The 23,245-nt window shown below is 66.4% G+C and carries 23 protein-coding genes and 1 pseudogene; 7 read left to right on the forward strand and 17 right to left on the reverse strand.

The window, feature by feature from the left end; translation table 11 throughout:
* Positions 1-83 precede the first annotated feature (83 nt).
* The 8 genes from ASD45_RS15950 to ASD45_RS15985 all read right to left on the reverse strand — a co-directional run bounded on the left by ASD45_RS15950 (position 84) and on the right by ASD45_RS15985 (position 7,855).
* On the reverse strand, positions 84-1,613 hold the full coding sequence (locus ASD45_RS15950; RefSeq protein ID WP_056912383.1) for a hypothetical protein: 1,530 nt from the start codon (positions 1,611-1,613) through the stop codon (positions 84-86).
* Entirely contained in the window at positions 1,610-2,359 is a 750-nt protein-coding gene (locus ASD45_RS15955) for an ABC transporter ATP-binding protein (RefSeq protein WP_056912823.1), read from the reverse strand. The genes ASD45_RS15950 and ASD45_RS15955 overlap by 4 nt, the downstream gene beginning before the upstream one ends.
* Before the next feature lie 106 nt (positions 2,360-2,465).
* Entirely contained in the window at positions 2,466-2,759 is a 294-nt protein-coding gene (locus ASD45_RS15960; RefSeq protein ID WP_056912384.1) for an EscU/YscU/HrcU family type III secretion system export apparatus switch protein, read from the reverse strand.
* Positions 2,756-3,829, reverse strand: coding sequence for a flagellar hook-length control protein FliK (locus ASD45_RS15965; RefSeq protein WP_056912385.1), 1,074 nt, complete (start codon positions 3,827-3,829; stop codon positions 2,756-2,758). The genes ASD45_RS15960 and ASD45_RS15965 overlap by 4 nt, the downstream gene beginning before the upstream one ends.
* Before the next feature lie 102 nt (positions 3,830-3,931).
* The gene (locus ASD45_RS15970; protein WP_056912386.1) at positions 3,932-5,155 is read right to left on the reverse strand and encodes an acyl-CoA dehydrogenase family protein; all 1,224 of its coding nucleotides are present in this window, start codon (positions 5,153-5,155) and stop codon (positions 3,932-3,934) included.
* A 3-nt stretch (positions 5,156-5,158) separates the two neighbouring features.
* Positions 5,159-5,935 (reverse strand): SDR family NAD(P)-dependent oxidoreductase, encoded by a 777-nt coding sequence (locus tag ASD45_RS15975; protein WP_056912387.1) that lies wholly within the window; start codon positions 5,933-5,935, stop codon positions 5,159-5,161.
* Between the two features lie 32 nt (positions 5,936-5,967).
* Complete coding sequence (locus ASD45_RS15980; protein ID WP_056912388.1) at positions 5,968-7,341, reverse strand: TRAP transporter large permease subunit; 1,374 nt, start codon at positions 7,339-7,341, stop codon at positions 5,968-5,970.
* On the reverse strand, positions 7,328-7,855 hold the full coding sequence (locus tag ASD45_RS15985) for a TRAP transporter small permease subunit (protein WP_056912389.1): 528 nt from the start codon (positions 7,853-7,855) through the stop codon (positions 7,328-7,330). Before ASD45_RS15985 ends, ASD45_RS15980 begins: the two co-directional genes overlap by 14 nt.
* 64 nt (positions 7,856-7,919) lie before the next feature.
* Here ASD45_RS15985 and ASD45_RS15990 point away from each other — a divergent pair, with 64 nt between their 5' ends.
* The 4 genes from ASD45_RS15990 to ASD45_RS16005 all read left to right on the forward strand — a co-directional run bounded on the left by ASD45_RS15990 (position 7,920) and on the right by ASD45_RS16005 (position 10,180).
* On the forward strand, positions 7,920-8,393 hold the full coding sequence (locus ASD45_RS15990) for a nucleoside deaminase (RefSeq protein ID WP_056912390.1): 474 nt from the start codon (positions 7,920-7,922) through the stop codon (positions 8,391-8,393).
* Between the two features lie 100 nt (positions 8,394-8,493).
* The gene (gene nthA, locus ASD45_RS15995; RefSeq protein ID WP_056912391.1) at positions 8,494-9,144 is read left to right on the forward strand and encodes a nitrile hydratase subunit alpha; all 651 of its coding nucleotides are present in this window, start codon (positions 8,494-8,496) and stop codon (positions 9,142-9,144) included.
* Complete coding sequence (gene nthB, locus ASD45_RS16000; RefSeq protein WP_056912392.1) at positions 9,141-9,800, forward strand: nitrile hydratase subunit beta; 660 nt, start codon at positions 9,141-9,143, stop codon at positions 9,798-9,800. The genes nthA and nthB overlap by 4 nt, the downstream gene beginning before the upstream one ends.
* Positions 9,800-10,180 (forward strand): nitrile hydratase accessory protein, encoded by a 381-nt coding sequence (locus ASD45_RS16005; protein WP_056912393.1) that lies wholly within the window; start codon positions 9,800-9,802, stop codon positions 10,178-10,180. The genes nthB and ASD45_RS16005 overlap by 1 nt, the downstream gene beginning before the upstream one ends.
* Here ASD45_RS16005 and ASD45_RS16010 read toward each other — a convergent pair.
* The 9 genes and pseudogenes from ASD45_RS16010 to ASD45_RS16045 all read right to left on the reverse strand — a co-directional run bounded on the left by ASD45_RS16010 (position 10,154) and on the right by ASD45_RS16045 (position 20,432).
* Positions 10,154-11,194, reverse strand: coding sequence for a nitronate monooxygenase (locus tag ASD45_RS16010; protein ID WP_056912824.1), 1,041 nt, complete (start codon positions 11,192-11,194; stop codon positions 10,154-10,156). The two genes, ASD45_RS16005 and ASD45_RS16010, sit on opposite strands and share 27 nt — an antisense overlap.
* Positions 11,195-11,292: 98 nt before the next feature.
* A complete protein-coding gene (locus ASD45_RS16015; protein WP_056912394.1) occupies positions 11,293-12,417 on the reverse strand; it encodes a nickel/cobalt transporter in 1,125 nt (374 codons plus the stop codon).
* A gap of 40 nt (positions 12,418-12,457) precedes the next feature.
* Entirely contained in the window at positions 12,458-13,108 is a 651-nt protein-coding gene (locus ASD45_RS16020; RefSeq protein WP_056912395.1) for a DUF1007 family protein, read from the reverse strand.
* A gap of 73 nt (positions 13,109-13,181) precedes the next feature.
* Complete coding sequence (locus ASD45_RS16025; protein ID WP_056912396.1) at positions 13,182-14,132, reverse strand: cation diffusion facilitator family transporter; 951 nt, start codon at positions 14,130-14,132, stop codon at positions 13,182-13,184.
* An 81-nt stretch (positions 14,133-14,213) separates the two neighbouring features.
* Positions 14,214-15,173 (reverse strand): gamma-glutamyltransferase (locus ASD45_RS24060; RefSeq protein WP_244485407.1); only part of this gene is annotated, 960 nt, incomplete at its 5' end.
* 1 nt (position 15,174) lies between these two features.
* Positions 15,175-15,795, reverse strand: a pseudogene (locus ASD45_RS24065) (gamma-glutamyltransferase); the annotation flags it as partial.
* Entirely contained in the window at positions 15,792-17,840 is a 2,049-nt protein-coding gene (locus tag ASD45_RS16035; protein WP_056912397.1) for a M3 family metallopeptidase, read from the reverse strand. The gene ASD45_RS16035 and the pseudogene ASD45_RS24065, both read right to left, overlap by 4 nt.
* 138 nt (positions 17,841-17,978) lie before the next feature.
* Complete coding sequence (locus ASD45_RS16040; protein WP_056912398.1) at positions 17,979-18,482, reverse strand: ferritin-like domain-containing protein; 504 nt, start codon at positions 18,480-18,482, stop codon at positions 17,979-17,981.
* Between the two features lie 120 nt (positions 18,483-18,602).
* Positions 18,603-20,432, reverse strand: a complete 1,830-nt coding sequence (locus ASD45_RS16045) for a heavy metal translocating P-type ATPase (protein ID WP_056912825.1) — start codon at positions 20,430-20,432, stop codon at positions 18,603-18,605.
* 135 nt (positions 20,433-20,567) lie between these two features.
* Between ASD45_RS16045 and ASD45_RS16050 the strand changes: the two genes are divergently transcribed.
* The 3 genes from ASD45_RS16050 to ASD45_RS16060 all read left to right on the forward strand — a co-directional run bounded on the left by ASD45_RS16050 (position 20,568) and on the right by ASD45_RS16060 (position 23,216).
* Positions 20,568-20,810 (forward strand): hypothetical protein, encoded by a 243-nt coding sequence (locus tag ASD45_RS16050; RefSeq protein WP_056912399.1) that lies wholly within the window; start codon positions 20,568-20,570, stop codon positions 20,808-20,810.
* A gap of 538 nt (positions 20,811-21,348) precedes the next feature.
* Complete coding sequence (locus ASD45_RS16055; RefSeq protein WP_056912400.1) at positions 21,349-22,491, forward strand: type III PLP-dependent enzyme; 1,143 nt, start codon at positions 21,349-21,351, stop codon at positions 22,489-22,491.
* Positions 22,492-22,637: 146 nt separating this feature from the next.
* On the forward strand, positions 22,638-23,216 hold the full coding sequence (locus ASD45_RS16060; RefSeq protein WP_056912401.1) for an N-acetyltransferase: 579 nt from the start codon (positions 22,638-22,640) through the stop codon (positions 23,214-23,216).
* Positions 23,217-23,245: the final 29 nt, after the last annotated feature.

The following is a 23,245-nucleotide window of genomic DNA, read 5'->3' on the forward strand; positions in this document are numbered from 1 at the left end:
CAATTTCGTTTTGATGGTGACCACGAGAAGGAAATTTCCGGCGGGCGCCGCGCGGCGCATCTTTGCGCCCTGAGCGCCCCGCTTTAGGCCGCGCGCGGCCGGACGACCCAGATCCCGAGCAGAATCGACAGCGCGACCGCCATGGGGATGAGCGCGAAAACGCTGGGCCCGGCTGCCACGGCGGCCGTCGCCGCCCAGGCCACCGAGGAGAAGGCCTCGGCGAAGGTGGCAATGCGCGACGAGGTGTGGCGGCGCCGGAACTGGCTGCGTCGGGCCTGGGCGCGAAAGCAGATCTGGATGAAGGTGGCGGCCGCGCTCGCGGCCACGATGCCGAGCGCCATGACGACGGCGGCGTAAACGGATTCGAACGCCATGACGGCGGCCAATGGCCCGAACACGAGCGCAACGCCGCCGAGCACGGCCTCGATCTTGGCCGTGAGCACTCGCGCGGGGGTGACCGGGGCCGCGGCAATCAGGTCCGGCGCGTCCTCACCGGAGATCGACAGCCAGGCAAGACCACCGGCCAGCTGCCCGGCCGCCATGACCACCACCGGAATGAGAACGACGAAGGCATCGGTGCCGTGGCGGAAGGTGACATAGAGCAGAACGGCCGGCGGCAGCAGATAGAGAATCTGCATCAAGGTTTGCGAGATCAACCAGGGATCGCGCCACAGCAGCAGCCATTCCTTGCGGCGCAACGCGCTGGCCGGCGAACGCGGCCGGAAACGCAGCGAGCCGCGCCGCTGGCGTACGGCGGCGGCCGAAACTCCTGCGGCGGCCAGTGCGTGTTCGCCAAAGCGCCCCGAGAACAGCAAGATAGCGCCGGCGAGGATGATCAGGCCGCCGAGCGCAACAGCGATCAAGGCCATTCTGTCGCCCAATATGGCGTATGCCGGCAACCACATGAAACTGCCCGCTTCGGGCACGCGCTCCAGCAGCCACGGCGAATGCAGCGCCGCCATGCGCGACAGCGTACCGCCGGAAAAGATCGCCAGAATCTGCAGCCCGATGACGAAGCCGGCGCCGATCACCGCGGCGACGATCTGCGCGATCAGCCGCGTACGGCGCGCGCCGATGAGCCGAAACAGCCCGACGGTCAACGCCAGCGCAACGGCGGTCGCCGTCGCCGCCATCGCGGCCACCACGCCATAGGCCGCGAGCCAACGAGGGCCGCCGTGCCAGACCAGCACATTGATGAAGGGCGAGGCCAGCAGCAGCGCCATCATCGCCGCCCCGCCGGCGATCCGCGCCATGCGCACCGCGAACACTTTGCGGGCCGAGACCGGCGACGTGAGAATGAGATCGAGGTCGGAGCGCGTGTAGAAAATGCGCGTCACCGATTCCATGGCCTGCGACAGCAGCAGGGCCCATGACAGCAGCAGCGTGCTGGATATCGTGAGCAGAATCAGCGGGTCGGCGCCGATGTCGATGGTTGCATAGTTCTTCACAACCCAATTGGCGAAGGCGTGCATGGCGACGACGAAGACGACAATCGCCAGGATGGCGTTGCGCCGCCGTCGGCGACCGCCCGCCGTCATCAGCGACGTCAGGTCGCGCCAGCCGAGCCTGAACTCGTGGCCGGCAAGCCAGGTCAATGTCGCGGGCGTCGTCACGCCGCCGCGTCCGCGACCAGCGCGAGGAAGGTATCCTCCAGACTGGCGACGCCCGTCCCGGTCTTGACCCGCAATTCCTCGAGCGTGCCCTCCGCGATCAGCCGGCCGTTGGCGATGACGCCGATGCGGTCGGCCATGCGCTCGGCAACTTCGAGGATGTGCGTCGTCATGATGACGGTGCCGCCCTGGGCGACGCGCTCGCGCAGCACGTTCTTGACGAGCCGCGCCGAGCCGGCGTCGAGGCCGGTCAAGGGCTCGTCGAGGATGATCAGCTTGGGGTCGTGCACCAGAGCGCCGGCCAGCGCCACCTTCTGCCGCATGCCCTTGGAGAAACCTTCGCAGCGCGTGTGCGCCTGATCTTCGAGACCGAGCCAGCCGATGAGATCGCGGGCGCGGGCCTGCGCGGCGGCGGCGCCGATGCGCCAGAGTCCGGCGACGAATTCGAGATATTCGTAAGGCGTCAGTTTCTCGTAAATCATCGGCTCGTCGGATAGCCACGCGGTGATCTGCTTGGCGTCTTCCGGCCGCGCCAGCGCATCAATGCCGTCGATCGTGATGGTGCCGCCGTCGGGGCGCAGCAGCCCGACCACCATGCGCAAGGTCGTGGTCTTGCCGGCGCCGTTGGGGCCGAGCAGGCAGTAGAACTCGCCGCCGTAAATGGTGAGGTCGAGGCCATCGACCGCCGGCCGCTCGAAATCCTTGCGCAGCCCGCGCGTTGCGAGCGAGACAGGCCGAGACGCGTGCATGAGTTCCGCCAATTCTGGAGACGAGCCCAAATTCTAACTAACGCGCCAAGCGTTGCGGCAGCGTAAAGAGCAACGAAGCGAATCCGCCGTCATGGTTGAGACGCCGTTAGCCATTTCCGCCCTTGGTCGCGCCGAGCTTGCCGGCGGTGTGCAGGATATAAGACAGCACCTCGGCGACGGCGCGATACAGCTTTTCCGGGATTTCCTGATCGAGCGGCAGCTTCGCCAGCGCGGCCGCGAGCTGCGGATTTTCCACGAGCGGCACGCCGTGATGCCGCGCGATCTCGGTCAAGCGATGAGCCAATTCGCCCTGCCCGATCGCGATGACGCGCGGCGCGGCGACCTTGTCGTATTCGAGCGCGACGGCAAGCGGCGGTTTGTGCGGGTTATCTTCGGTCATGACGCGCGGTTCACGAACTGGCCCTGCGGCGCCACGGCCTTCGGCGCTTCGTGGCTCAGGCAATGCAGATCGCCGGGCTGGAGATGAGCCCGGGTCAGGCCGATTTGCAGAAGCGCGATGTGTTCCTGCAACGCGACGGCGCTGGCCGGCTTGTCGGCCACCATGGTGACGCTGGTCTTGTCGCCGATCTGCGACACTCGCGCCCGCACTGCGCCGAGCGGCTCGATATCGACGGCGAAGCGGACGCTCCACACCGGTTCCTGCGGCTGACCGCGCTCGCGCGGCATCTCGCGTTCGATCTGCAACTGCATGACGGCCGTGCCCTGCGGCGTGACCAGCGGGATATCGAACACCAGCCGCTGCGTGTGATCGTCCGGGGGATGCGACGGCTGCTGCGACGCCGGCAACGATGCAATCTGCAACATCACATGGCGGGCGATCGCCGCATCTGTCTGCGACAGCACCGTGGTCGCCGCCTGACGCAGGCTCGTATCGACGATCGAAGCCGGTACCGGCGGCTGCGCTACCGGCAGCGAACCTCGGAACGGCGGCAGCGGCGGCGCCACGTGCAAATCGGCCGGCGCAGTTTCGATGCCGAGATAACTTTGCAAAGCACCGCGCAGCGCCTGCAATGCGGACTTGATATTGTCGCTCGCCGCGACGTCGGCCGGCAATTTGCCACTCGCCAGCATGGCCTCGAGGAACATCCCGGAGCGCGCCACCGCCTGCTGCAGCGTCGCCCCGTTCAGTCCACTGGCCGGCAGCCGCAGGTTCATGAGCGCTTGCGCGGCATCGCGCACCGATTGCGGCAGGTCCGGCCTGGCTAGCAGAGCCTCGAGATCGGCGAGCAGCGGCGCCAGTCCGTTCTGCCGGGTCGCCGCGGTGGCGAGCGCCTCGGTCAGCGCCGCCATCAGCGGATCGACGATCGCTGCATCGACAGCGTCCGCAGTCTGGACCACCGCCCCCGCCACGCCGTGTCCGCCGCCATGTCCGACGACGGCAGCCGGCTCCGGACGCGTGCCGGCGGGCGCATAGGACAGGCCGGGCTGCACGGGCGGAATGGCCGCCATTCTGGGCCCCCATGATTCGGCAGTGTTTATATTCTAGCCGATATCGCGGCCCGGCGCGCGCGGCGCCGGGATAACCCGGGTCCCGCCGCTGTTTGTGGCCGCCTAGCGCGCGTTGCGCCGGCCCTCACCCGGACCCCATTGCCAGAAATCCTGGCCTTCCTGACGCATGAATTTGGCGAGCACCATCATGTGCACTTCCGACGCGCCATCGACGAGCTTGGCCGAACGCGCGTAGCGATAGATCCACTCGACGATGGTGTCTTTCGAAAAGCCGCGCGCGCCCTGCAACTGGATCGCGACGTCGGCGGCTTGATGCAGCGCGTTGGCGACGTGCACCTTGGCCATCGACACTTCCTTGCGGGCGCGGCCGCCCTGATCCAGCATCCAGGCGGCGTGCATGGTGAGCAGGCGCGCGATCTGGATCTGCTGGGCGACTTCACCCAGCTTGATCTGCACGCTCTCGCGGTCGGCGAGCTTGATGCCAAAGCCCTCGCGGTTCGCGACGTAATCCTGCGCGATCTCGACGCAGCGCTTGGCGAAACCGGTCCAGCGCATGCAGTGCGTCAGCCGCGCCGGCCCGAGCCGTACCTGCATCAGGCGCAGGCCTTCGCCTTCGCCGAGCAGGATGTTTTCTTCGGGAATTTCGAGACCGTCGAACTCCAGCTCGCAATGGCCGCCATGTTCTTCCGGGCCCATGATCTCGATGCGGCGCACGATGCGCCAGCCCGGCTGGTCCTTGTGGAACATGAAGGCGGTGAGCCCCTTGCGCGCATCATCCGATGTGCGCGCCATCAGGATGAAATGCGATGCGCCGTCGGCGCCGGTGATGAACCACTTGCGGCCGTGGACTACGTATTTGTTGCCCTTCTTCTCGGCCCGCGTTCTGATCATGGTGGGATCGGAACCGCCGCCAGGCGCCGGCTCGGTCATGGCGAATGACGAGCGCACCTTGCCGGCGACGATCGGCGCCAGCCACTTGTCCTTCTGCTCCTTGGTGCCGACGAGGCGCAGCATGTTCATGTTGCCGTCGTCCGGCGCCATGCAGTTGATGGCGAGCGGACCGAAGATCGAGCGCGCCGCTTCCTCGTAGATCGCGGCCCAGGCGACCATCGGCAATTCCATGCCGCCGTATTCCTTCGGGCTTTGCGGCGCCCACAGGCCGAGCGCGCGAGCCTTCTCCCGCACCGGCTCCAGCCGCTCATGCGGAATGTTCTCATAGTCGGCAAAGTTCGCCGGATCCTTCTCCAGCGGCAGCACATCCTTGTCGATGAAGGCGCGGACCTTGAGACGCAACTCTTCGTGTTCGGGAGAGAGATTGAAGTCCATGATTCAGCCCTTGATCTGGATGACCTGCCCGCCGTCGGCGACGATGGTCGCGCCGGTGATGTAGGCACCGGCATCGGATGCCAGCAACAACAACGCGCCGTCGAGATCACCCGGATTACCGAAGCGGCCCATCGGAATCTCGCGCTTGATGGCGGCGCCTTTGTCGCCATTGAGATAGTCGTCGTTCATTTCGGTGACGAACCAGCCGGGCGCGATGGCATTGACGCGGATACCCTTGAACGAAAGCTCGACGGCCAGCGCCTTGGTGAGTTGCACCACGCCCGCCTTGGCCGTGGCATAGGATGCTCCGCCCTTCGCTACCATCAGCCCCAGCACCGAGGCGATGTTGACGATCGAACCTTGCTTGCCGGCGGCGAGCATGCGCCGCGCCGCTTCCTGCGCCCAGTAAAACACGGCATCGAGATTAGTCGACATCATGCGGCGCCAGTCCTCCGGCGTCAGTTCGACCGCCCGGCCGCCATGGGCGATGCCGGCATTGTTGACGAGGATGGTCACGGTACCGAGTGCTTTTTCCGCAGCGTCGAATGCCGCAATCATCGCATCGCGGTCGGTGACATCGGCTTCGATGGCGGCGACCTTGGCGCCTGACTTCTCCAACTCCGCCTTGAAGGCCTCAAGCCGGTCAAGGCGGCGCGCCACCAGCGCCACCGCGGCGCCGTTGTCGGCCAGCGCGCGAGCGAACTGCCGGCCGAGGCCCGACGAGGCGCCGGTCACCAGCGCGACCCGGCGGGCCAGGTTGAACATGTCGGCGGCTTTCATGGATGTTTCCTCTCGGGCGCCTTGTCTTTTCCCTACCGCCCATAAAACGCGTGCGGCAGCGCGGTGGCAAGCCCCGGCCAGAACCACAACACGAGGAGCGCGAAAAGCTGAATCAGCACGAACGGAATGACGCCGACATAGATGTGCCGCGTCGTGATCTCCGGCGGCGCCACGCCGCGCAGATAGAACAAGGTGGGTCCGAGCGGGGGGTGCAGGTAGGATGTCTGCAGGTTGACCGCCATCATGATGCCGAGCCAGACCGGATCGATGCCGGGCAGCTTCAGCAGCGCCGGCGCGACGATCGGCACCACGACAAAGACGATCTCGAAGGCGTCCATCACGAAGCCGAGCAGAAAGATCACCAGCATCACGACCAGCACCGCGCCACCGGTGCCGCCGGGCAGATGCATCAGGGCGCGCGACACCATGTCGTCGCCGCCGAGCGCACGGAATACCAGACTGAACAGTGTGGCGCCGATCAGGATCAGGAAGATCATCGCCGTGATCTGCGTCGTCTTCTCCGCCACCGGACGCAGCAGTGCGCGGATCGGCGTGCGTCGCCAAGCCAGCAGGATGGCGCCGACCGCGCCGACCGACGCGGCTTCAGTTGGCGTGGCGATGCCGAACAAGATCGAGCCGAGCACGGCAACGATCAGCACAACCGGCGCCAGCAGCGCCTCAATCAGGCTGCCGATCGGCGTGGCGGTCGCCGTCACGGCCGGCGCGCTTTGCGGCTTCAGCCAGGCTATGAGCGCGATGTAAGCGAGATAGAGGACGACGAGCAGCAGCCCGGGCCCCAGCGCACCGGCGAACAGGTCGCCGACGGAGACGACATTTGGCGCGAACGTGCCTTGTGCCAGTTGGGCGGCCTGATAGGCGATGTTGAGTTGATCGCCGAGGACTACCAGCACCGTGGAAGGCGGCACGATCTGCGCCAAGGTGGCTGACGCCGCCACCGTACCGGCAGCGAGCCGCGGATCGTAGCCGTGGCGCAGCATCGCCGGCAGCATGATGAGGCCCATGGTGACCGCGGTCGCGCCGACAATGCCGGTCGACGCCGCGAGCAACGCGCCGACCAGCACCACGGCAAAGCCGAGGCCGCCGCGCAGCCGGCCGAACAGCCGGCCGACGCGTTCGAGCAGGTCCTCGGCGATGCGCGATTGCTCGAGCATCACACCCATGAACACGAACATCGGCAGCGCCATCAGCACGTCATTGGTCATGACGCCGTAGATGCGCTGCGGCAGCGCACCGAGAATGGCGAAGTTCATCAGGCCGAGCGCGTCGCCGAGAAACGCGAAGGCGAGCGAGATGCCGGCCAGCGTCAGTGCCACGGGATAGCCGACCATCAGCGCGGCGATGGCGGCGACGACGAGCAGGATGGAAAGAATTTCAGCAGCCGACATGCTGACCCTCTCGCCGCCGCTTTTGGCGAAGCACCGCGAGGCTGCGGATCGCCTGCGCGATGCCCTGCAGCGCCATGAGCATCGCGAAAACCGGCACCAGCGTCTTCAACACGAACACCAGCGGCAGGCCGCTGGTCTCCTGCGAGCGTTCCAGCACCGCCCAGGAATTCGCGGCGAAAGGCAGCGACAGGTAAAACAGCAGCAGCGCAAACGGCAGCAGCAGCAGCAGGCTGCCGATGAGATCGATCCAGGCGCGCGTTCGCGGCGATGCTTCGGCGTAGAAGATATCGACCCGGACATGGCCGCCGGCGCTCAGCGTCCAGGCCGCGGCCATCAGGAACAACGTGGCATGGCCGTAGATGACGGACTCGCTCAGCCAGATCGAGCCGAAGCCGATCAGGTAACGCGCCACCACGAGAACGAATTGCAGCAGAACGATGGCGAGCACGAGCCACGCCACGGCGCGGCCGATACGGCCCGTCAAACTATCGATTGCGTCGGCGATGCGGTTCATGATGGCATGATGACATAGCAGCCGGCTTCGCGCTAAACGACCCCGGCATGGAAATGTGTTGAGTATGCCCACCTCTGACGAAAATCTGCTGCGGCGCGCCTTCGACGTTGCCGACCGCGCGCTGGAGCGCGGCAATCACCCCTTCGGCGCCGTGCTGGCAGGACCGGACGGCGAAGTGTTGCTGGAAGCGGAAAACGGCTACCTGCCGGACGGCGACATGACCGGCCACGCCGAGCGGCTGCTCGCGACCGCAGCCTGCAAGGCGTTCGAGCCGGAGGAACTGGCCGAGTGCACCCTTTATTCCTCGGCCGAGCCCTGCGCGATGTGCGCCGGCGCAATCTACTGGGCCGGTATCGGCCGCGTCGTCTACGGCCTGTCGGAAGCCAAACTGAAGGAGATCACGGGCGATCACCCGGAGAACCCGACGCTGTCGCTGCCCTGCCGCACGGTGTTCGCCGCCGGCCGGCGCCCGACCGAAGTCGTCGGCCCGCTGCTCGAGGACGAAGCGGCGGAACTGCATGACGGTGTGTGGGACTGAAGCTTTTCCAGGCGAAGTGGAAGCCGGTTCGCCGTCCGGCAGCGCGCCAATCAAGTCATGGGCGCTTTCGCGCGCCGTAGCGGCGCGTTAGACTGCCGCCATGGCCCATGACCACGATCACGACCACGATCACCACCACGCCCATGATCACGATCACTCCGAGCTGTCGGAAACGCAGTTGCGCGTCCGCGCGCTGGAAACGATCCTGACCGAGAAGGGTTACGTCGATCCAAAGGCTCTCGACGCCATCGTCGAGATGTACGAGACCAAGATCGGCCCGCGCAACGGCGCCGCCGTCGTCGCCAAGGCTTGGACCGATCCGGCGTTCAAGCAGGCGCTGCTCGCCGATGCGACCAAAGCCATCAACGCGCTCGGCCACTTCGCGCGCACCGGCGATCACCTGATCGCGGTCGAGAACACACCGCAGCGCCACAACATGGTCGTCTGCACCTTGTGCTCCTGTTACCCATGGGAAATGCTCGGCCTGCCGCCGGTCTGGTACAAGGCGGCGCCTTATCGCTCGCGCGCCGTCAAGGATCCGCGGGGTGTGCTCGCCGACTTCGGCGTCGCGCTAGCGAAGGGCACCGAGATCCGCGTCTGGGACTCGACGGCGGAGACGCGCTTTCTGGTGCTGCCGATGCGTCCCGCCGGCACCGACGGCTGGAGTGAGGACAAGCTCGCCGAACTCGTCACCCGCGATTCCATGATCGGCACCGGCTTGCCGAAGAACCCCACGGATATGAAGTCATGAACGGCGTTCATGACATGGGCGGCATGGACGGCTTCGGTAAAGTCGAGCCGGAGGCCAACGAACCGACGTTTCACGAGCGCTGGGAAGGCCGCGTCATGGCGATGGTGCGGGCGATAGGCGCCAATGGCGGCGTTAACATCGACTCGCAACGCTTTGCTCGCGAGTCGCTGCCGCCGGAGGTCTATCTGGCGAGCTCGTATTACCAGAAGTGGTTTCTCGCCATCGAGAACCAATTGGTCGAACGCAAGATGGTCGGCGCCGACGAGGTCGAGGCCGGCCACGCGCTGCACACGAGCCCGCCGCTGATGCGCGGCCCGTTTACGCCCAACGACGTCATGCGCTGCGCGACGCGCGGCAGCTTCGCTCGCGAACCGCAGGGCCCGGCGGCGTTCAAGCCGGGCGACAAGGTGCGCGCAAAGAACATCAACCCGGTGACGCATACGCGGCTGCCGCGCTACGTGCGCGGCCACAGCGGCGTCGTCGAACGCATCAATGGCTGCCACGTCTTCCCCGACACCAACGCGCACGGCAAGGGCGATCATCCGCAGTGGCTCTACACGGTGGTGTTCGACGCCCGCGAATTGTGGGGCGATGACGCCGACCCGGCGCTGAAGGTGTCGATCGACGCCTTCGAGCCGTATCTGGAGAAACTCTGATGGACAACGCCGCGGCCCTGAACGCCGCCCGGGCCGTGCCGGGCGTGCCGCAGGACAATGACGGCCCCGTCTTCAAGGAGCCATGGCAGGCGCAGGCCTTTGCCATCGCTCTGGCGCTGCACGAGCGCGGCGTGTTCACGTGGAACGAATGGGCGGCCACCTTGAGCGACGAGATCAAGCGCGCACAGGCGGCCGGCGATCCCGACACCGGCGAGACTTACTACCTGCACTGGCTGGCGACTTTGGAACGGCTGGTCGCGGAAAAAGGCGTCGCCTCGCGCGAGACGATTGACCAGTATCGCGACGCCTGGGATCACGCCTGCGATCGCACGCCGCACGGCAAGCCGATCGAACTAACGCCCGCCGATTTCCACCACTAGGGCGCGGACCAGATCAGGCGCCGGCATTTCGCGGATGCGCGTCACGCCGCGCCCGGCCCACAGCGAGATGTAATCCGCCAGACCTTTCTTGCCCGACTCGGTGCGCATCGCGCGGGTGAGATCGTTCTGCTGGCGGAACGGCAACACCGGCACGCCTTCGCAGTCATCGATGAAGCGATTGCGCAAGCCGCGCGCCGCACGACCGGAAAACACGCGGGTGATGACGGTCGTATCCTTGCGCGCGCGCAGCGCCTCACGATACGGCTCGGGGACGCCGCTCTCCGGGCAGAGCAGAAAAGCAGTGCCGAGTTGCGCGGCCTGAGCGCCGGCTTCGAACGCACGCGTGATATCGGCGCCGTCCATCAACCCGCCTGACGCAAACACCGGCAGTCCGGTAGCGGCGACGACGCCGCGCACCAGCTCATAGGTCGGCACCATCGACTCTTCGGCGCTGCGCAAGAAGGTGCCGCGATGCGCGCCGGCTTCTTCGCCCTGCGCGGCGATGGCATTGACGCCGGCGGCTGCGAGCACCTTCGCCTCCTCTACCGTTGTCGCCGTGCCGCACACCGGAATGCCGGCCTTCTGCACGCGCGCGATTTGCTCAGCGCTCGGCACGCCGAAAGTGAACGAGAATAATGCGGGCTTCGCTTCGATCACGGCCTCGATCTGCTCGTCCAAGGGCGAGACCGGATTGGGCGGCAGCTTCGGAGGGGCGAGGCCGAGCCGCTCATGCGCCTTGCTCACCACAGCCAGCATCGGGCCCGGCTCGACGACGCGGTCGGGCTCGTAGCCGCCGGCGAACAGATTGAGCGCGATGGGCATGGACGTCAGCGACCGGAGTTCCCGCGCGGTGTCGAGGATCTGCTGCGGCGCGAGATAGGCCGCACCGAAGGAGCCGAGCGCGCCGGCGTTCGACACCGCGGCGACCAGCGCCGGTGAGCCCGCCCCGCCGGCCATCGGGCCGAGCACGACGGGATGTTCGACGCCAAGACTCTTGAGGAAATCGACCGGCATGAGACGCTCCTTCGCCACCTAGCTACTGGCGCGTTGCAAGCCGCGCCATTCTTGTTTGACGATGGTAGCCTCAAACGCCGGCGATAGTAGCGAAAACCTCAAACTCCGATCATGCGTTCGCTGACCATGTAGCCGGTGAGCAGGAGCACGCCGAAGGCGACGATGAGCACGGCGGCCGCGGCCTCGAAGCCGCGCAGCAGCAGCATGCCGCCGCCGGATTTCGACGCCGCAATGCGGCCGGCGAAGCCGCGGGCGATAACCGCCAGCGTAGCGATGATCGACACCGTGATCGCGGTTCCAAGTCCCATGACGAAAGTCGAGGCGACGCCGACCCAGAACAGTCCCTGCGCCAGTGCGAACACCAGCACGATGATCGCGCCCGAACACGGCCGCAGGCCGACGGCGAAAACCGCAGCTAGACCGCGGCGCAGCCAGTGCTTGCCGGTCAGTTCGCTCGGTTCTGGCGCATGGGCGTGACCCCAGGCATGGCCTTCATCGTCGTGATCGTGGTCGTGATGATGGCCATGCGCGCAGGCTGCCGTGTGCACGTGACCGTGCGCGTGATCGTGATCGTGCGCATGATCATGAGCGTGATGAGAATGAGAATGCGCATGGCCATCATCGTGGCCGCCGGCATGTGCGTGGGCGAGCGCCGGCTGTGGCTGCGGCATCAAGAGTTTCAGGAACGCCTTGCCCTTCACCCAGGTGAGCCGCAGGCCGATGACGACGATCAGCGCGTAGCTCACGGTTTCGACGACGCGCACGGTGTCGCCCATGACCTTCGAGGTGGCCCCCAAGAGCACCGCGGCAATGGCGACAATGGCGATCGCCGTGAAGGACTGCAGCACCGCCGAGACGAAGGACAGCGCAATGCCGCGCTTCCAGGTTTCGTTGTTGGCGACGAGGTAAGACGAGATCACCGCCTTGCCGTGGCCGGGGCCCGCGGCATGAAACACGCCATAGGCGAATGAAATTCCCATCAGGCCGATAGCCGCGGTTCCGTCGGCCTTGGCGGCCCGGATGGCGCCGGACAGCATGCGATAGAACGTCGCCTGCTGCATCAGGATCCAGCCGGCCAAGCCACCGACCGGCGCCGGCGGTCCGCCGGCCGACATGCCGAACGGCGCGGCCGAAGCCGCATCGACGGTGGCAGCAATCAGCGCGACGGCGGCGATAAACAGAAGCGGCTGCGAGACACGGAAGCGCGGCGGCAAACTTGGCATCGATGATATCCCCGGATCGCCGCCCCGCGATGGTGGAAGGTCAAGGACAGTGGACGAGTATCTTGTTGGCGAACTCGGCGCCGATGGCCATCGAGACATTGGGCTGATCGGCCGGGATCATGCTCAGCGCCTTGCCTTCGGCGAACGTCATCTCACGCGGCAACACCACATCCATCTTGCAATGCGCGGGCGCGCCGACGAGACGGACCGGATCCTTCTTGGCGAATTCGAAATCGACGAAGATCGACGGATCGTACACATCGACGCGCAATTCCTGCGCCTTGATCGGTTGTTCGACCGGCAGCGTGAAGTGCAGCGTCAGCACCGCATCCTTCCAGTCGAGGTAATAGCCGGGCGCCGGATCCTTGAGCTTCACCTTCTTGCCGTCGGCGGTGACGTAAGTGAAGTAGTCATATTCCTTCAGCGACTCGACATTGACCTTGGCGAGCGGCTCGAGCTCTTCGCGGGTGAACTGGCCCTTCACCTTGCTCTCATAGCCCTGCGTGGCGAAGGCCGAGAACATGTCGTCAAAGGCCCATGCGTGGCGGATGCCGGTGACGGTGCCGTCCGGCGCATAGACCACTTCGGTGGTCATGGTCACCCAGACATGGGGATGCGCCACGGCCGGCGCCGAGAACGAAAGCGCCGCCGCCACAGCCGAAATCGCGAGATAAAGTCGAGCCAGGGTCATGTCCACCGAACCGTTCGGAGCTGTGCACCATTAGCACAGTCTGCGGCGGAAACGGGGCGGCGCCGCCTAAAGGTTACTGCGCCGCCTGGCAGGCGGTCGGACACGCGTCGCGCTTTTCCAGCTCGATCTGCACCGTGGTGTGTCCGATCTTGAAGCGATGTTCGAGTTCATGAGCGACCTGGTGCAGGAAGGCGTCGCCCGGATGCCCGGCGGGTGTGACGATGTGACAGGTCAGGGCCGTTTCGGTGGTGCTCATGGCCCAGATATGCAGGTCGTGCAGGCCCCCGACCTCGGGCAGGCTTTCGAGGTATTCACGCACGGCGGCCAGATCGATTTCGCGCGGCGCGGCGTTGAGCGCCAGCCGCAGCGAGTCGCGGAGCAGCCGCCAGGTACCGACAAGGATCACCACCGAGATCAGCAGGCTGACCGCCGGGTCGAGCCATTGCCAGCCGGTCAGCCAGATGCCGAGGCCGGCGAGGATGACCGCGACCGACACCGCAGCATCCGCCACCATGTGCAGGAACGCGCCGTGCATGTTGAGATCGGATTTGCTGCCGCGGCTGAGCAGCCAGGCCGAAGCGCCATTGACGGCAACGCCGAGCGCCGCCAGCAGCATCACCGTGCCACCGGCCACTGGCTCCGGCTCGGCGAAGCGGGCAATCGCCTCCCAGGCAATGATGGCAACGGCAGCGACCAGCAGCAGCGCATTGGCGAGCGCGGCCAGAATCGAGGCGGCGCGCATCTGGTACGTGAAGCCGCTCGACGGCCGCCACGAGGCCATCGCAAAGGCGCCCCAAGCCAGGATCAGCCCCATGACGTCGCTGAGGTTGTGACCGGCGTCGGCGATCAGCGCCAGCGAATTGGCCCATATGCCAAAGACGAATTGCGCGACGACCAGCGCGACATTGAGGCCGGTGGCGAGCGCGAAGGTGCGGCCGAAATTCGTCGGCGTGTGCGCATGGCCGCCGAGACCGTGCGCATGGCCATGGTCGTGATCGTGGGAATGCGAATGTCCGCCGTGCATGAGGTTCACCTAACAGGTGACCGGGCGAATACTAGAACGTGATAGTGTTTCGTTGTCGTCCCGGGTGAGCACCCGCGAGGTTCACACCCCCGCCGCACCACCGTCGGCGCGCGGGTCATGACCGCCTTCGCTGCTGCCGTCCGGATGCAGCACGACCGCACCGGCGTGGCCCATGGTGTCGGAGTAATCGGCGCCGAGCACCTCGACATCATGGCCGGCTGACATCAGGCGATCGATGAGCCTTTCATCGAAACGCTTTTCAAGCCGGAGGTTCATGTGCGACGAGCCCCAGGTGCGGCCGAGCAACCAGCGCGGCGCGTCGAGCGCGGTCTCGAGCTTCTGTTTGTATGTAATGTGGCGCGTGAAGATCGCGCTCTGCGTCTGCGGCTGACCCTCGCCGCCCATGGTGCCGTAAGCCATGACGCGGCCATCCTTGAGCACCGCGAGCGCCGGATTGAGCGTGTGGAACGGGCGGCGGCCCGGCTCCAGCGCGTTGAGCGCCTTGTCGTCGAGCGAGAAACTCGACCCGCGGTTCTGCATCAGCACGCCGGTCTTGGGCAGCACGCAACCGGAGCCGAACTCCCAGTAGATCGACTGAATGTAGGAGACGACGAGGCCGGAAGCATCTGCCGCGCCCATCCAGATCGTATCGCCGCGCGCCGACGGATCGGGCCAGGGCGCCGCCTTTTTCGGATCGATCTTCGTCGCTTCGCCATCGAGGAACGGCGCGTCGAGGAAGCGCGCCAGCGGACCCTCGATACGATCGGGATCGGTGACGACGCGGTCGCGCACCAGGAAGGCGCGCTTGGTCGCTTCGATGAGGCCGTGGATATGCTCAAAGCTTTCGCCGTCGGTGACGCGCAGGCGGTCGAACAAAGCGAGGATGATGAGCGAGGCCAAACCCTGGGTCGGCGGCGGCGCGTTGTAGAGGGTGCCGGCGCCGATCTTGACGCTGAGCGGCTGGGTGACGAGGGCCTCGTATTTCTCGATATCGGCTCGCGTGACCGGCGAGCCGATACGCTCCAGATCGGCGGCAATCTCNGCGATAGAAATCGGCGAGCCCGGCATTGGCGAGTTGATCGAGCGTCGCGGCGAAAGCGGGTTGCTTGAGGACCGCGCCTTCGTCCGGCACCTTGCCGTCGATCAGGAAGACATCGCGGAAACCCGGCGCCTTCTCCAACTCGGCCAGCTTGTCGCGGGTAAGCTGCGCCTGGCTGCGCGTCACCTTGTAACCCTCGCGCGCGTGCTTGATCGCGGCCGAGAGCAGCAGATCGAGCGGCAGCTTGCCGCGATAGGCGCGCGCCGCATCGAACGCGCGTTGCCAGCCGGCAACCGCGCCGGGCACGGTGAGCGCGGCGAGCGGCCCGCGCGCCGGAATGTCGTGGTGGCCAGCATCGCGGTAGAAGCGGATGGTGGCTTTGGCGCCGGCGCGGCCCGCGCCCATGATGGCGCGCACTTTCCCCGACGGCTCGCGGATCAGCCAGAAGCCGTCGCCGCCGATGTGGTTCATGTGCGGATAGACGGCGGCGATCGAGGCGGCCATGGCGAGCATCGCCTCGATGGCGTTGCCGCCCTCTTCAAGAATGGCGCGGCCATCCTCGACAGCGGCTTGATGCGGCGCGGCGACAACGCCGCGGCGGTGACCGGCGGTGTGGAGGTTCATGCCGCGTCCGCCAGTCCACGTTTCTTCAGGAGCGCATCAACCGAAGGCAGCTTGCCGCGGAAGGCCTTGTAGGCTTCGGCGGGGTCGCGCAGGTTGCCGGCGCTGTAGATGAAGTCATGCAGCCGCTGCGCCATCGCCGGATCGAAGGCATCGCCGGTTTCCTCGAAGGCCTCGAAGGCGTCGGCATCGAGCACCTCGGACCACATGTAGGAGTAGTAGCCCGCGGCGTAGCCGTCGCCGGAGAACAGATGCTGGAAGTGCGGCAGGCGGTGCCGCATCACGATCTCGGCCAGCATGTCGATCGCCTTGAGCCGGTCGTTCTCGAATCGGGTGACATCGAGATTGTCCGCTGCGCCTTTGGCGTGAATGTCGAGATCGACCAGCGCGCAGGAGGTGTATTCGATGGTGGCGAAGCCCTGATTGAAGGTGCGCGTCGCCAGCACCTTGTCGAGCAGCGCCTTCGGCATCGGCGCCCCGGTCTTGGCGTGACGCGCGTATTTCTCGAGGATCGCCGGCACTTCCAGCCAATGCTCGTAAAGCTGCGACGGCAGCTCGACGAAATCGCGCGCCACCCCCGTGCCCGATAGCATCGGATACGTGACGTTCGACAACAGGCCGTGCAGGCCGTGGCCGAATTCATGGAACAAGGTGCGGGCGTCGTCGAACGACAACAGTGCCGGCTCGCCCGGCGCAGGCTTGGAGAAATTGCAGACGTTGAGAACGACCGGCCGGGTATCGCCTGTGAGACGCTGCTGATCGCGCAGCGACGTCATCCAGGCGCCGGAATGCTTCGAGGCGCGGGCGAAGTAGTCGCCGATGAACAGGCCGACATGGTTGCCGCCCGCATCGGTCACGTCCCAGGCGCGGGCGTCGGGGTGATAGAGGGGCACGCTGACCGGCTTGAAGTTCAGGCCGAACAATCGGTGCGCGGTGTCGAACGAGGCTTCGATGATCTTGTCGAGCTGGAAGTACGGCTTGATCTCGGACTCGTCGAGGTCGTAGCGCGCCTTGCGCAGTTTCTCGGCGTAATAGCGCCAGTCCCACGGTGCCAGTTTGAAGTTGCCGCCCTCGTCCGTGATCATCGCCTGCAGCGCGTCGCGCTCGCGGCCGGCCTTGGCGCGGGCGCGACCCCACACCTCGTTGAGCAGCTTGCGCGCTTCGTCAGGCGTCTTGGCCATGGTGTCGTCGAGCCGGTAATCGGCGAACGATGAGAAGCCGAGCAGGCGAGCACGCTCGTCGCGGAGCTTTACCATCTCGGCGATGATGGCGCGGTTGTCGGTGGCGCCGCCGTTCTCGCCGCGCTTGATCCAGGCGGCGAACACCTTCTCGCGCAGATCGCGGCGCGCGGAGAACTGCAGAAAGCCTTCGCAGGACGAGCGCGCGAGCGTGATGGCATATTTGCCGGGATGGCCGCGATCCGCCGCGGCGGCGCGCGCCGCATCGCGGGCGTAGTCCGGCAGGCCGGCAAGATCGCCTTCCTCCAGGATCAGCGCCCAGGACTTTTCATCGGCGAGCACATTCTGGCCGAACTGGGTGCCGAGCGAGGCGAGCCGCTCGTTGATGGCGGCAAGCCGGTCCTGCCGCGCCTTGTCGAGCGCGCCGCCGGCGCGGACGAAGCGCAGGTGATAGCGTTCGAGCAGTCGCGCCTGTTCGGCGTTCAGGCCGAGCTTGTCGCGCCTGGCATAGAGATCGGCGATGCGGGCGTAGAGCTGGCGGTTGAGATAGAGCGCGTTGGAGTGGCGGGCGAGCAGCGGCGAGACATCGCGCTCGATCGCCTCGATCTCGTCGCCGGTGTCGGCGCCGGCCTTGACGAAGAACACGTTGGCGACCTTGTCGAGATCGCGGCCGCTTTTCTCCAGCGCCTCGATGGTGTTGGCGAAGGTCGGTGCCGCCTTGTCGGCCGCGATGGCATCGATTTCGGCGCGGTGGCGCTCGAGTGCGGCGTCGAAGGCCGTGCGGAAGTGTTCGGGCTTGAGGTCGGCGAAAGCCGGCAGGCCGAAGGCCTGGGTCCAATCGGCGAGCAGCGGATTTTCGGCAGCGGTCATGAGGCACTCGTTCCGGACGCGGGGGGCGTGAAGCCCCTCATCTAAGGCCACCGTGCCGGTTACGCAAAGCGCCCATACAAAAAGACCCTGACCGAAGGTCAGGGCCTTTTCGGGCCGCAGNGCCTTCGAGAGGCGGTATCACGCGGCCTTGGCGTTGATGCCGCGCTCGGCAAGACTCGTGAGCTTGGCGTCCGCAGCCTTTTCTTCCTTCAACGTCTGCTCGAGCAGGCTGGCAACGTCGGCGCGGCCGAGCTGCTTGGCCCAGGCGATCAGCGTGCCATAGCGGGTCATTTCGTAGTGCTCGACAGCCTGACCGGCAGCGATCAGTGCAGCATCGAGGACGCGCTTGTCATCGACCTCGCCGGCGATCTCGTTGGCCTCGTCGAGAATACCGTCAATAGCCGGACAATCGACGCCTTCAGGTTTCATGCCCATGAGCTTGAAAGCCTGATCGAGACGGGCGACGTGGTTCTTGGTCTCGGCAAGGTGGCTAGTCAGTCCCTGCTTGAGACCCGTATCGCTGGCCTTTTCGATCATGTCGGGCAGCGCTTTCAGAATCTGGTTCTCGGCGTAGTAAATGTCTTTGAGGGTGTGGACGAACAGATCGTCCATGGTCTTGATGTCGCTGCTGAACAATCCCATTGGGGACCTCCGTGTCGGCATGTTTATGAAAGCCGGAGCATCCGGTTGTGGAGTCAATGCGCAACGCGCGAGGCCGTTCCTGTTCCAGGCGAACGATATCGCGCCATGGCGTCGCGGAACTCAGCCCCGCAACGCCCTGAGCGCATTGAAGATGACGGCGACATCGATCGCCTCCTGCAGCAGGGCACCCTCGACCGGCAGCAGATAGCCCCCGGCGGCAGCGAGCATCGCCAGGATCGAGAGGCCCATGCCGGCAACCACGCTTTGTACGGCGATGCGGCGCGAGCGCCGGGCGATGGCGATCGCGGGGAGGATGCGGTCGAGCTGATCGACCAGGAGCACGACGTCGGCAGCCTCGGAACTGGCGGCCGCGCCGCGCGCACCCATCGCCACGCCGACGTCGGCGGCGGCGAGCGCCGGGGCATCGTTGACGCCGTCGCCGACCATCATCACCGGACCGTGCTTGCGCTCCGACAGCACGGCGAGAACCTTCTGGTCGGGCGTCATCTCGGCGCGCACCAGATCGAGGCCAAGCCCGTGGCTGATCAAACGGGCGACGTCGGCGCGGTCGCCGGTCGCCAGCACCAGCCGTTCGATGCCGGCGGCGCGCAGGTCACGCAGCAGCTTCTCGGTGCCGGGCCGCAACACGTCGGCGAAAATGATGACTCCGGCGGCCTTACCGTCGATTGCCACCGCAACGGCGGCGGCGCCGGGTTCGCGGGCGCGGCTCAGGTCATTTAGTTGTTCCTCACCCACCCTGCCGGCGACGTAGCGGAAACCGCCAACCGACACGGTGCGGCCATCGACATGCCCACTGATGCCCTCGCCAGGGGTTTCCTCGACGTAGGCCGGAACGGACAGCACCAGCCCCTGCTCCCGCGCCGCCGCGACCAGGGTCTCGGCGATGATGTGCTTGGACGCCTGGTCGAGCGAGGCGGCGATGCGCAACATTTCAGCCGGCTCGATCCCGGCCGATACCCGCATGTCGACGATGCGGGCCTCGCCGTCGGTCAGGGTCCCGGTCTTGTCGATGACCAGCGCCCGGACCTGGGCGAGGACCTCCAGCGCTTTGCCGCTCTTGATCAGGATGCCGGCGCGGGCGGCGCGCGACAGTCCGGACATCAGCGCCACCGGAACAGCCAGGATCAGCGGACACGGCGTCGCCACCACGAGAACGGCGACGACGCGGACCGGATCGCCGGTCAGCCAGCCGGCAAGACCCGCCAGCACCAGCGTTGCGGCAAGAAACACCAGCGCGTAGCGGTCCGCCATCCGCGCCATCGGCGGCCGCGAGGCCTGCGCCGAGGCCACCAGTCGGACGATGCCGGCATAGGTGGAATCGGCGGCGCGCCGCGTCGCGACGAGGTCGAAGGCGTCGCCGGCGTTGGTCGAGCCGCTCAGCGCGGTGTCGCCGGACTTGAGCCGCACCGGCAGCGATTCGCCGGTCAGCGCCGACTGGTCGAGCACGGCGACGCTGTCACTGATCGCGCCGTCGACCGGCACGACATCGCCGCGGCGAATGAGCACACGGTCACCGGGCTCGAGCTGGTCGAGCGCGACTTCCTCAAGCCGGCCTTCGTGGTGGCGCATGGCGGTGCGCGGCACGCGAGACAGCAGCGCCGACATCTCCTGGCGGGCGCGCCGCGCGGCGAAGCTCTCGAGGATCTGACCGCTGGCGTACATCAGCGCCACGATGGCGGCGGCGAGGCTTTCGCCGGCGGCGAGCGCCGCCGACATCGACAGCGCGGCGACGATATCGAGCCCGAAGTCGCCGCGCCGCAGGCTGACCGCGATCTCGATGGCGAGCACCACGAGCACCGGGACGCTCGCGGCAGTCCATAATGTCGCAGCGAGCGTCTCGTGACCGGCAAGGTGCGCCGCCGCCCCCGCGGCGAGCCCGGCGGCGGGCCATGCGATCAAAAGCGGCCGCAAACGGCCAATAAACGTCATATTCGACATGCTGATGAGCGTGCCGGGACCGCCTCAGGCCCGCCATGCGCCAGATCAATCCGGCCTCAGAGCTGCCTCGGGCCTTGATCCGGCCACCGGTTTCGGAGAGATTGCGGCCGCTTGAAGGAGAGACTTATGGCTCAAGGTCGCCGCATCGTCTGGCTCAACGTCATCACCGTCATCTCGGCGGCGATCCTGATCGGCGCCGAAGTGTTCGGCGCGGCCTTCGCCGGCTCCTGGGCGCTCGCCACCTTGTTCGAGCTCGGCTCCACCGGCCAGCGCGTCCTCGACGTCTGCTTCGTGCTGGTCGGCCTGGTGGTGATGGCGCAGTTCGTTCGCTTCGCGCACCGCATCGAGCCGTTCACCGCGCGCGGCTGAGCACACACGACGCCTTCGAAGCAGCGAAGCACCTGCGCTCCATCCAAAAGTTAAGGATGATTTGAGCCGCGCAGTAGAAATTCTCTTGCAAGCTGCGCGAAAGGTGTTATTTCCACTCTTGCCCAATTTCGCACGTGCCTGTGGTCGTGTGTCAATCGGTAGGTAGCCGGACAAGAGGCCGGCCAGCCGCCTGAGGCGAGCGAGCTCCTTCCCACGGGAAGAGTAAGTAACCTCAAGTCTTCTGATTGGCAGCCGGAGGCGAAACCGGCGCACTCTGCTCTCCGCAGGGGACGCGACTTAAAGCAACGACGGAGCGGGCTTCTTTGGTCTCTGCTGGCCTTCCACCGCCAGCGACGGGTTACCGACGAGGCTTGTCCATCTTTGCCAACAGTGCGGCGGGGTCTCCCCTCCAATCTCACGGCAGCACAGCGGTTAAGAGCTTAAGGCACGGCTGCGTCCCCATCGCGCACCTGCTCTGAGCGCCCATACCGCGCAATCGAGTGGCTAGAGCCGCTCCTTGAGCTGGGAGTTTGCGCCAATGACCGAGCGCATCCGTGAGTTTTTGCGCGACCGCCGCGAGCGCGGCGTCGACGAGGGTCCCGTCCTGGTCGTCGACCTGGACGTGGTCAAGGACAACTACACCGCCTTTGCCAAGGCGTTGCCGGACACGCGCGTGTTCTACGCCGTGAAGGCGAACCCGGCGCCGGAAGTGCTCGCACTTCTGGCCAAGCTCGGCTCGTGCTTCGACACCGCCTCGGTCCAGGAGATCGAGATGGCGCTCGCGGCGGGAGCCAGCCCGGATCGCATCTCGTTCGGCAACACGATCAAGAAGGAACGCGATGTCGCGCGCGCCTACGCGCTCGGCATCCGCCTCTTCGCGGTCGATTGCCAGGCCGAGGTCGACAAGATCGCCCGCGCCGCCCCCGGCTCGAAGGTCTTCTGCCGCATCCTGTCGGATTGCGCCGGCGCCGAATGGCCGCTGTCGCGCAAGTTCGGCTGCGAGCCCGGCATGGCCGTCGATGTCCTGGAGCACGCGTTGCGTCAGGGTCTGGAGCCTTACGGCGTCTCGTTCCATGTCGGTTCGCAGCAGCGCAACCAGCATGCCTGGGACCGTGCGCTCGCCTCGGCGGCGTCGGTGTTCAAGGAGTGCGGCGAGCGCGGCATCAACCTGTCGATGGTCAACCTGGGCGGCGGCTTTCCGACCAAGTACCTGAAGAACGTCCCGACGGTGAAAACCTACGGCAACGCCATCTTCAAGGCGCTTCGGAAGCACTTCGGCAACCGCATCCCGGAAACGATCATCGAACCGGGCCGCGGCATGGTCGGCAACGCCGGCATGATCGAAACCGAAGTCGTCCTCGTCTCGAAGAAGAGCGAGGAAGACGACGTGCGCTGGGTCTACCTGGACATCGGCAAGTTCGGCGGTCTCGCCGAGACGATGGACGAGTCGATCCGCTACGCGATCAAGACGCCGCGTGATGGCGACATCATGGCCCCGTGCGTGCTCGCCGGCCCGACCTGCGACTCGGCCGACGTGCTGTACGAAAAGCAGCCCTATCCGCTCCCGGTCAGCCTGGAGATCGGTGACAAGCTGCTGATCGAAGGCACCGGCGCCTACACGTCGACCTACTCGGCGGTGGCGTTCAACGGCTTCCCGCCGTTGAAGACGATCCACATCTGATCGCTCCGCGATCGGTGACACATCTGACGGTTCGCCCCGTCTGACGGTTAAGGGAGGCGGTGATCCGCCTCCCCCTTTCCCTACCTCTTGAACTGTTGCGCCTTGGGCGCGCGCTCGCGCGCGCCTTCGGCCGGGAAGGAACTGACATGATCCAGATTCGCCATGAACGGCTCGCCGACCTCGACGCGCGCGAAGCGCTGCTCGATCAGTCCTTCGGCGAGACCCGTTACCGCAAGTCGTCCGAGCGCCTGCGCGAGGACCGCCTGCCGGCCGAAGGCCTGTCCTTCATCGCGGCGGAAGGCCGCCGTGTGATCGGCACCGCGCGGCTGTGGGACATCTCGACCGGCAACGGCGCCAGCACCCTGCTGCTCGGCCCCGTCGCCGTTGCGGAAGATTGCCGCGGCCAGGGCCTCGGCGGCGCCATGGTGCGCCGGGCGATCCAGGCCGCGCGCAAGCTGGGCCATGGCGCGATCGTGCTGGTCGGCGACCCGGAATATTACGAGCGCTTCGGCTTCTCCGGTGACAAGACCGGCGCGCTGTGGATGCCGGGGCCGTTCGAGCGGCGCCGCCTGCTCGGCCGCGAACTCATCGCCGGGGCGCTCGACGGCGCCCGCGGCATGATCGCGCCGACCGGCCGGCTCGCGCCGACGCCGGACCTCAACGTGCTGGTGGCGCAGGACGGCCGCGCCAACCGTCTTCGCCGCGCCGGCACGCGCGCCGCGTAAGCCTAAAAAACAGCCGTAAACCCGGCAAG

The organism is Pseudolabrys sp. Root1462, from assembly GCF_001426945.1.
In the GTDB taxonomy this organism is placed as follows: Bacteria; Pseudomonadota; Alphaproteobacteria; order Rhizobiales; family Xanthobacteraceae; genus Pseudolabrys.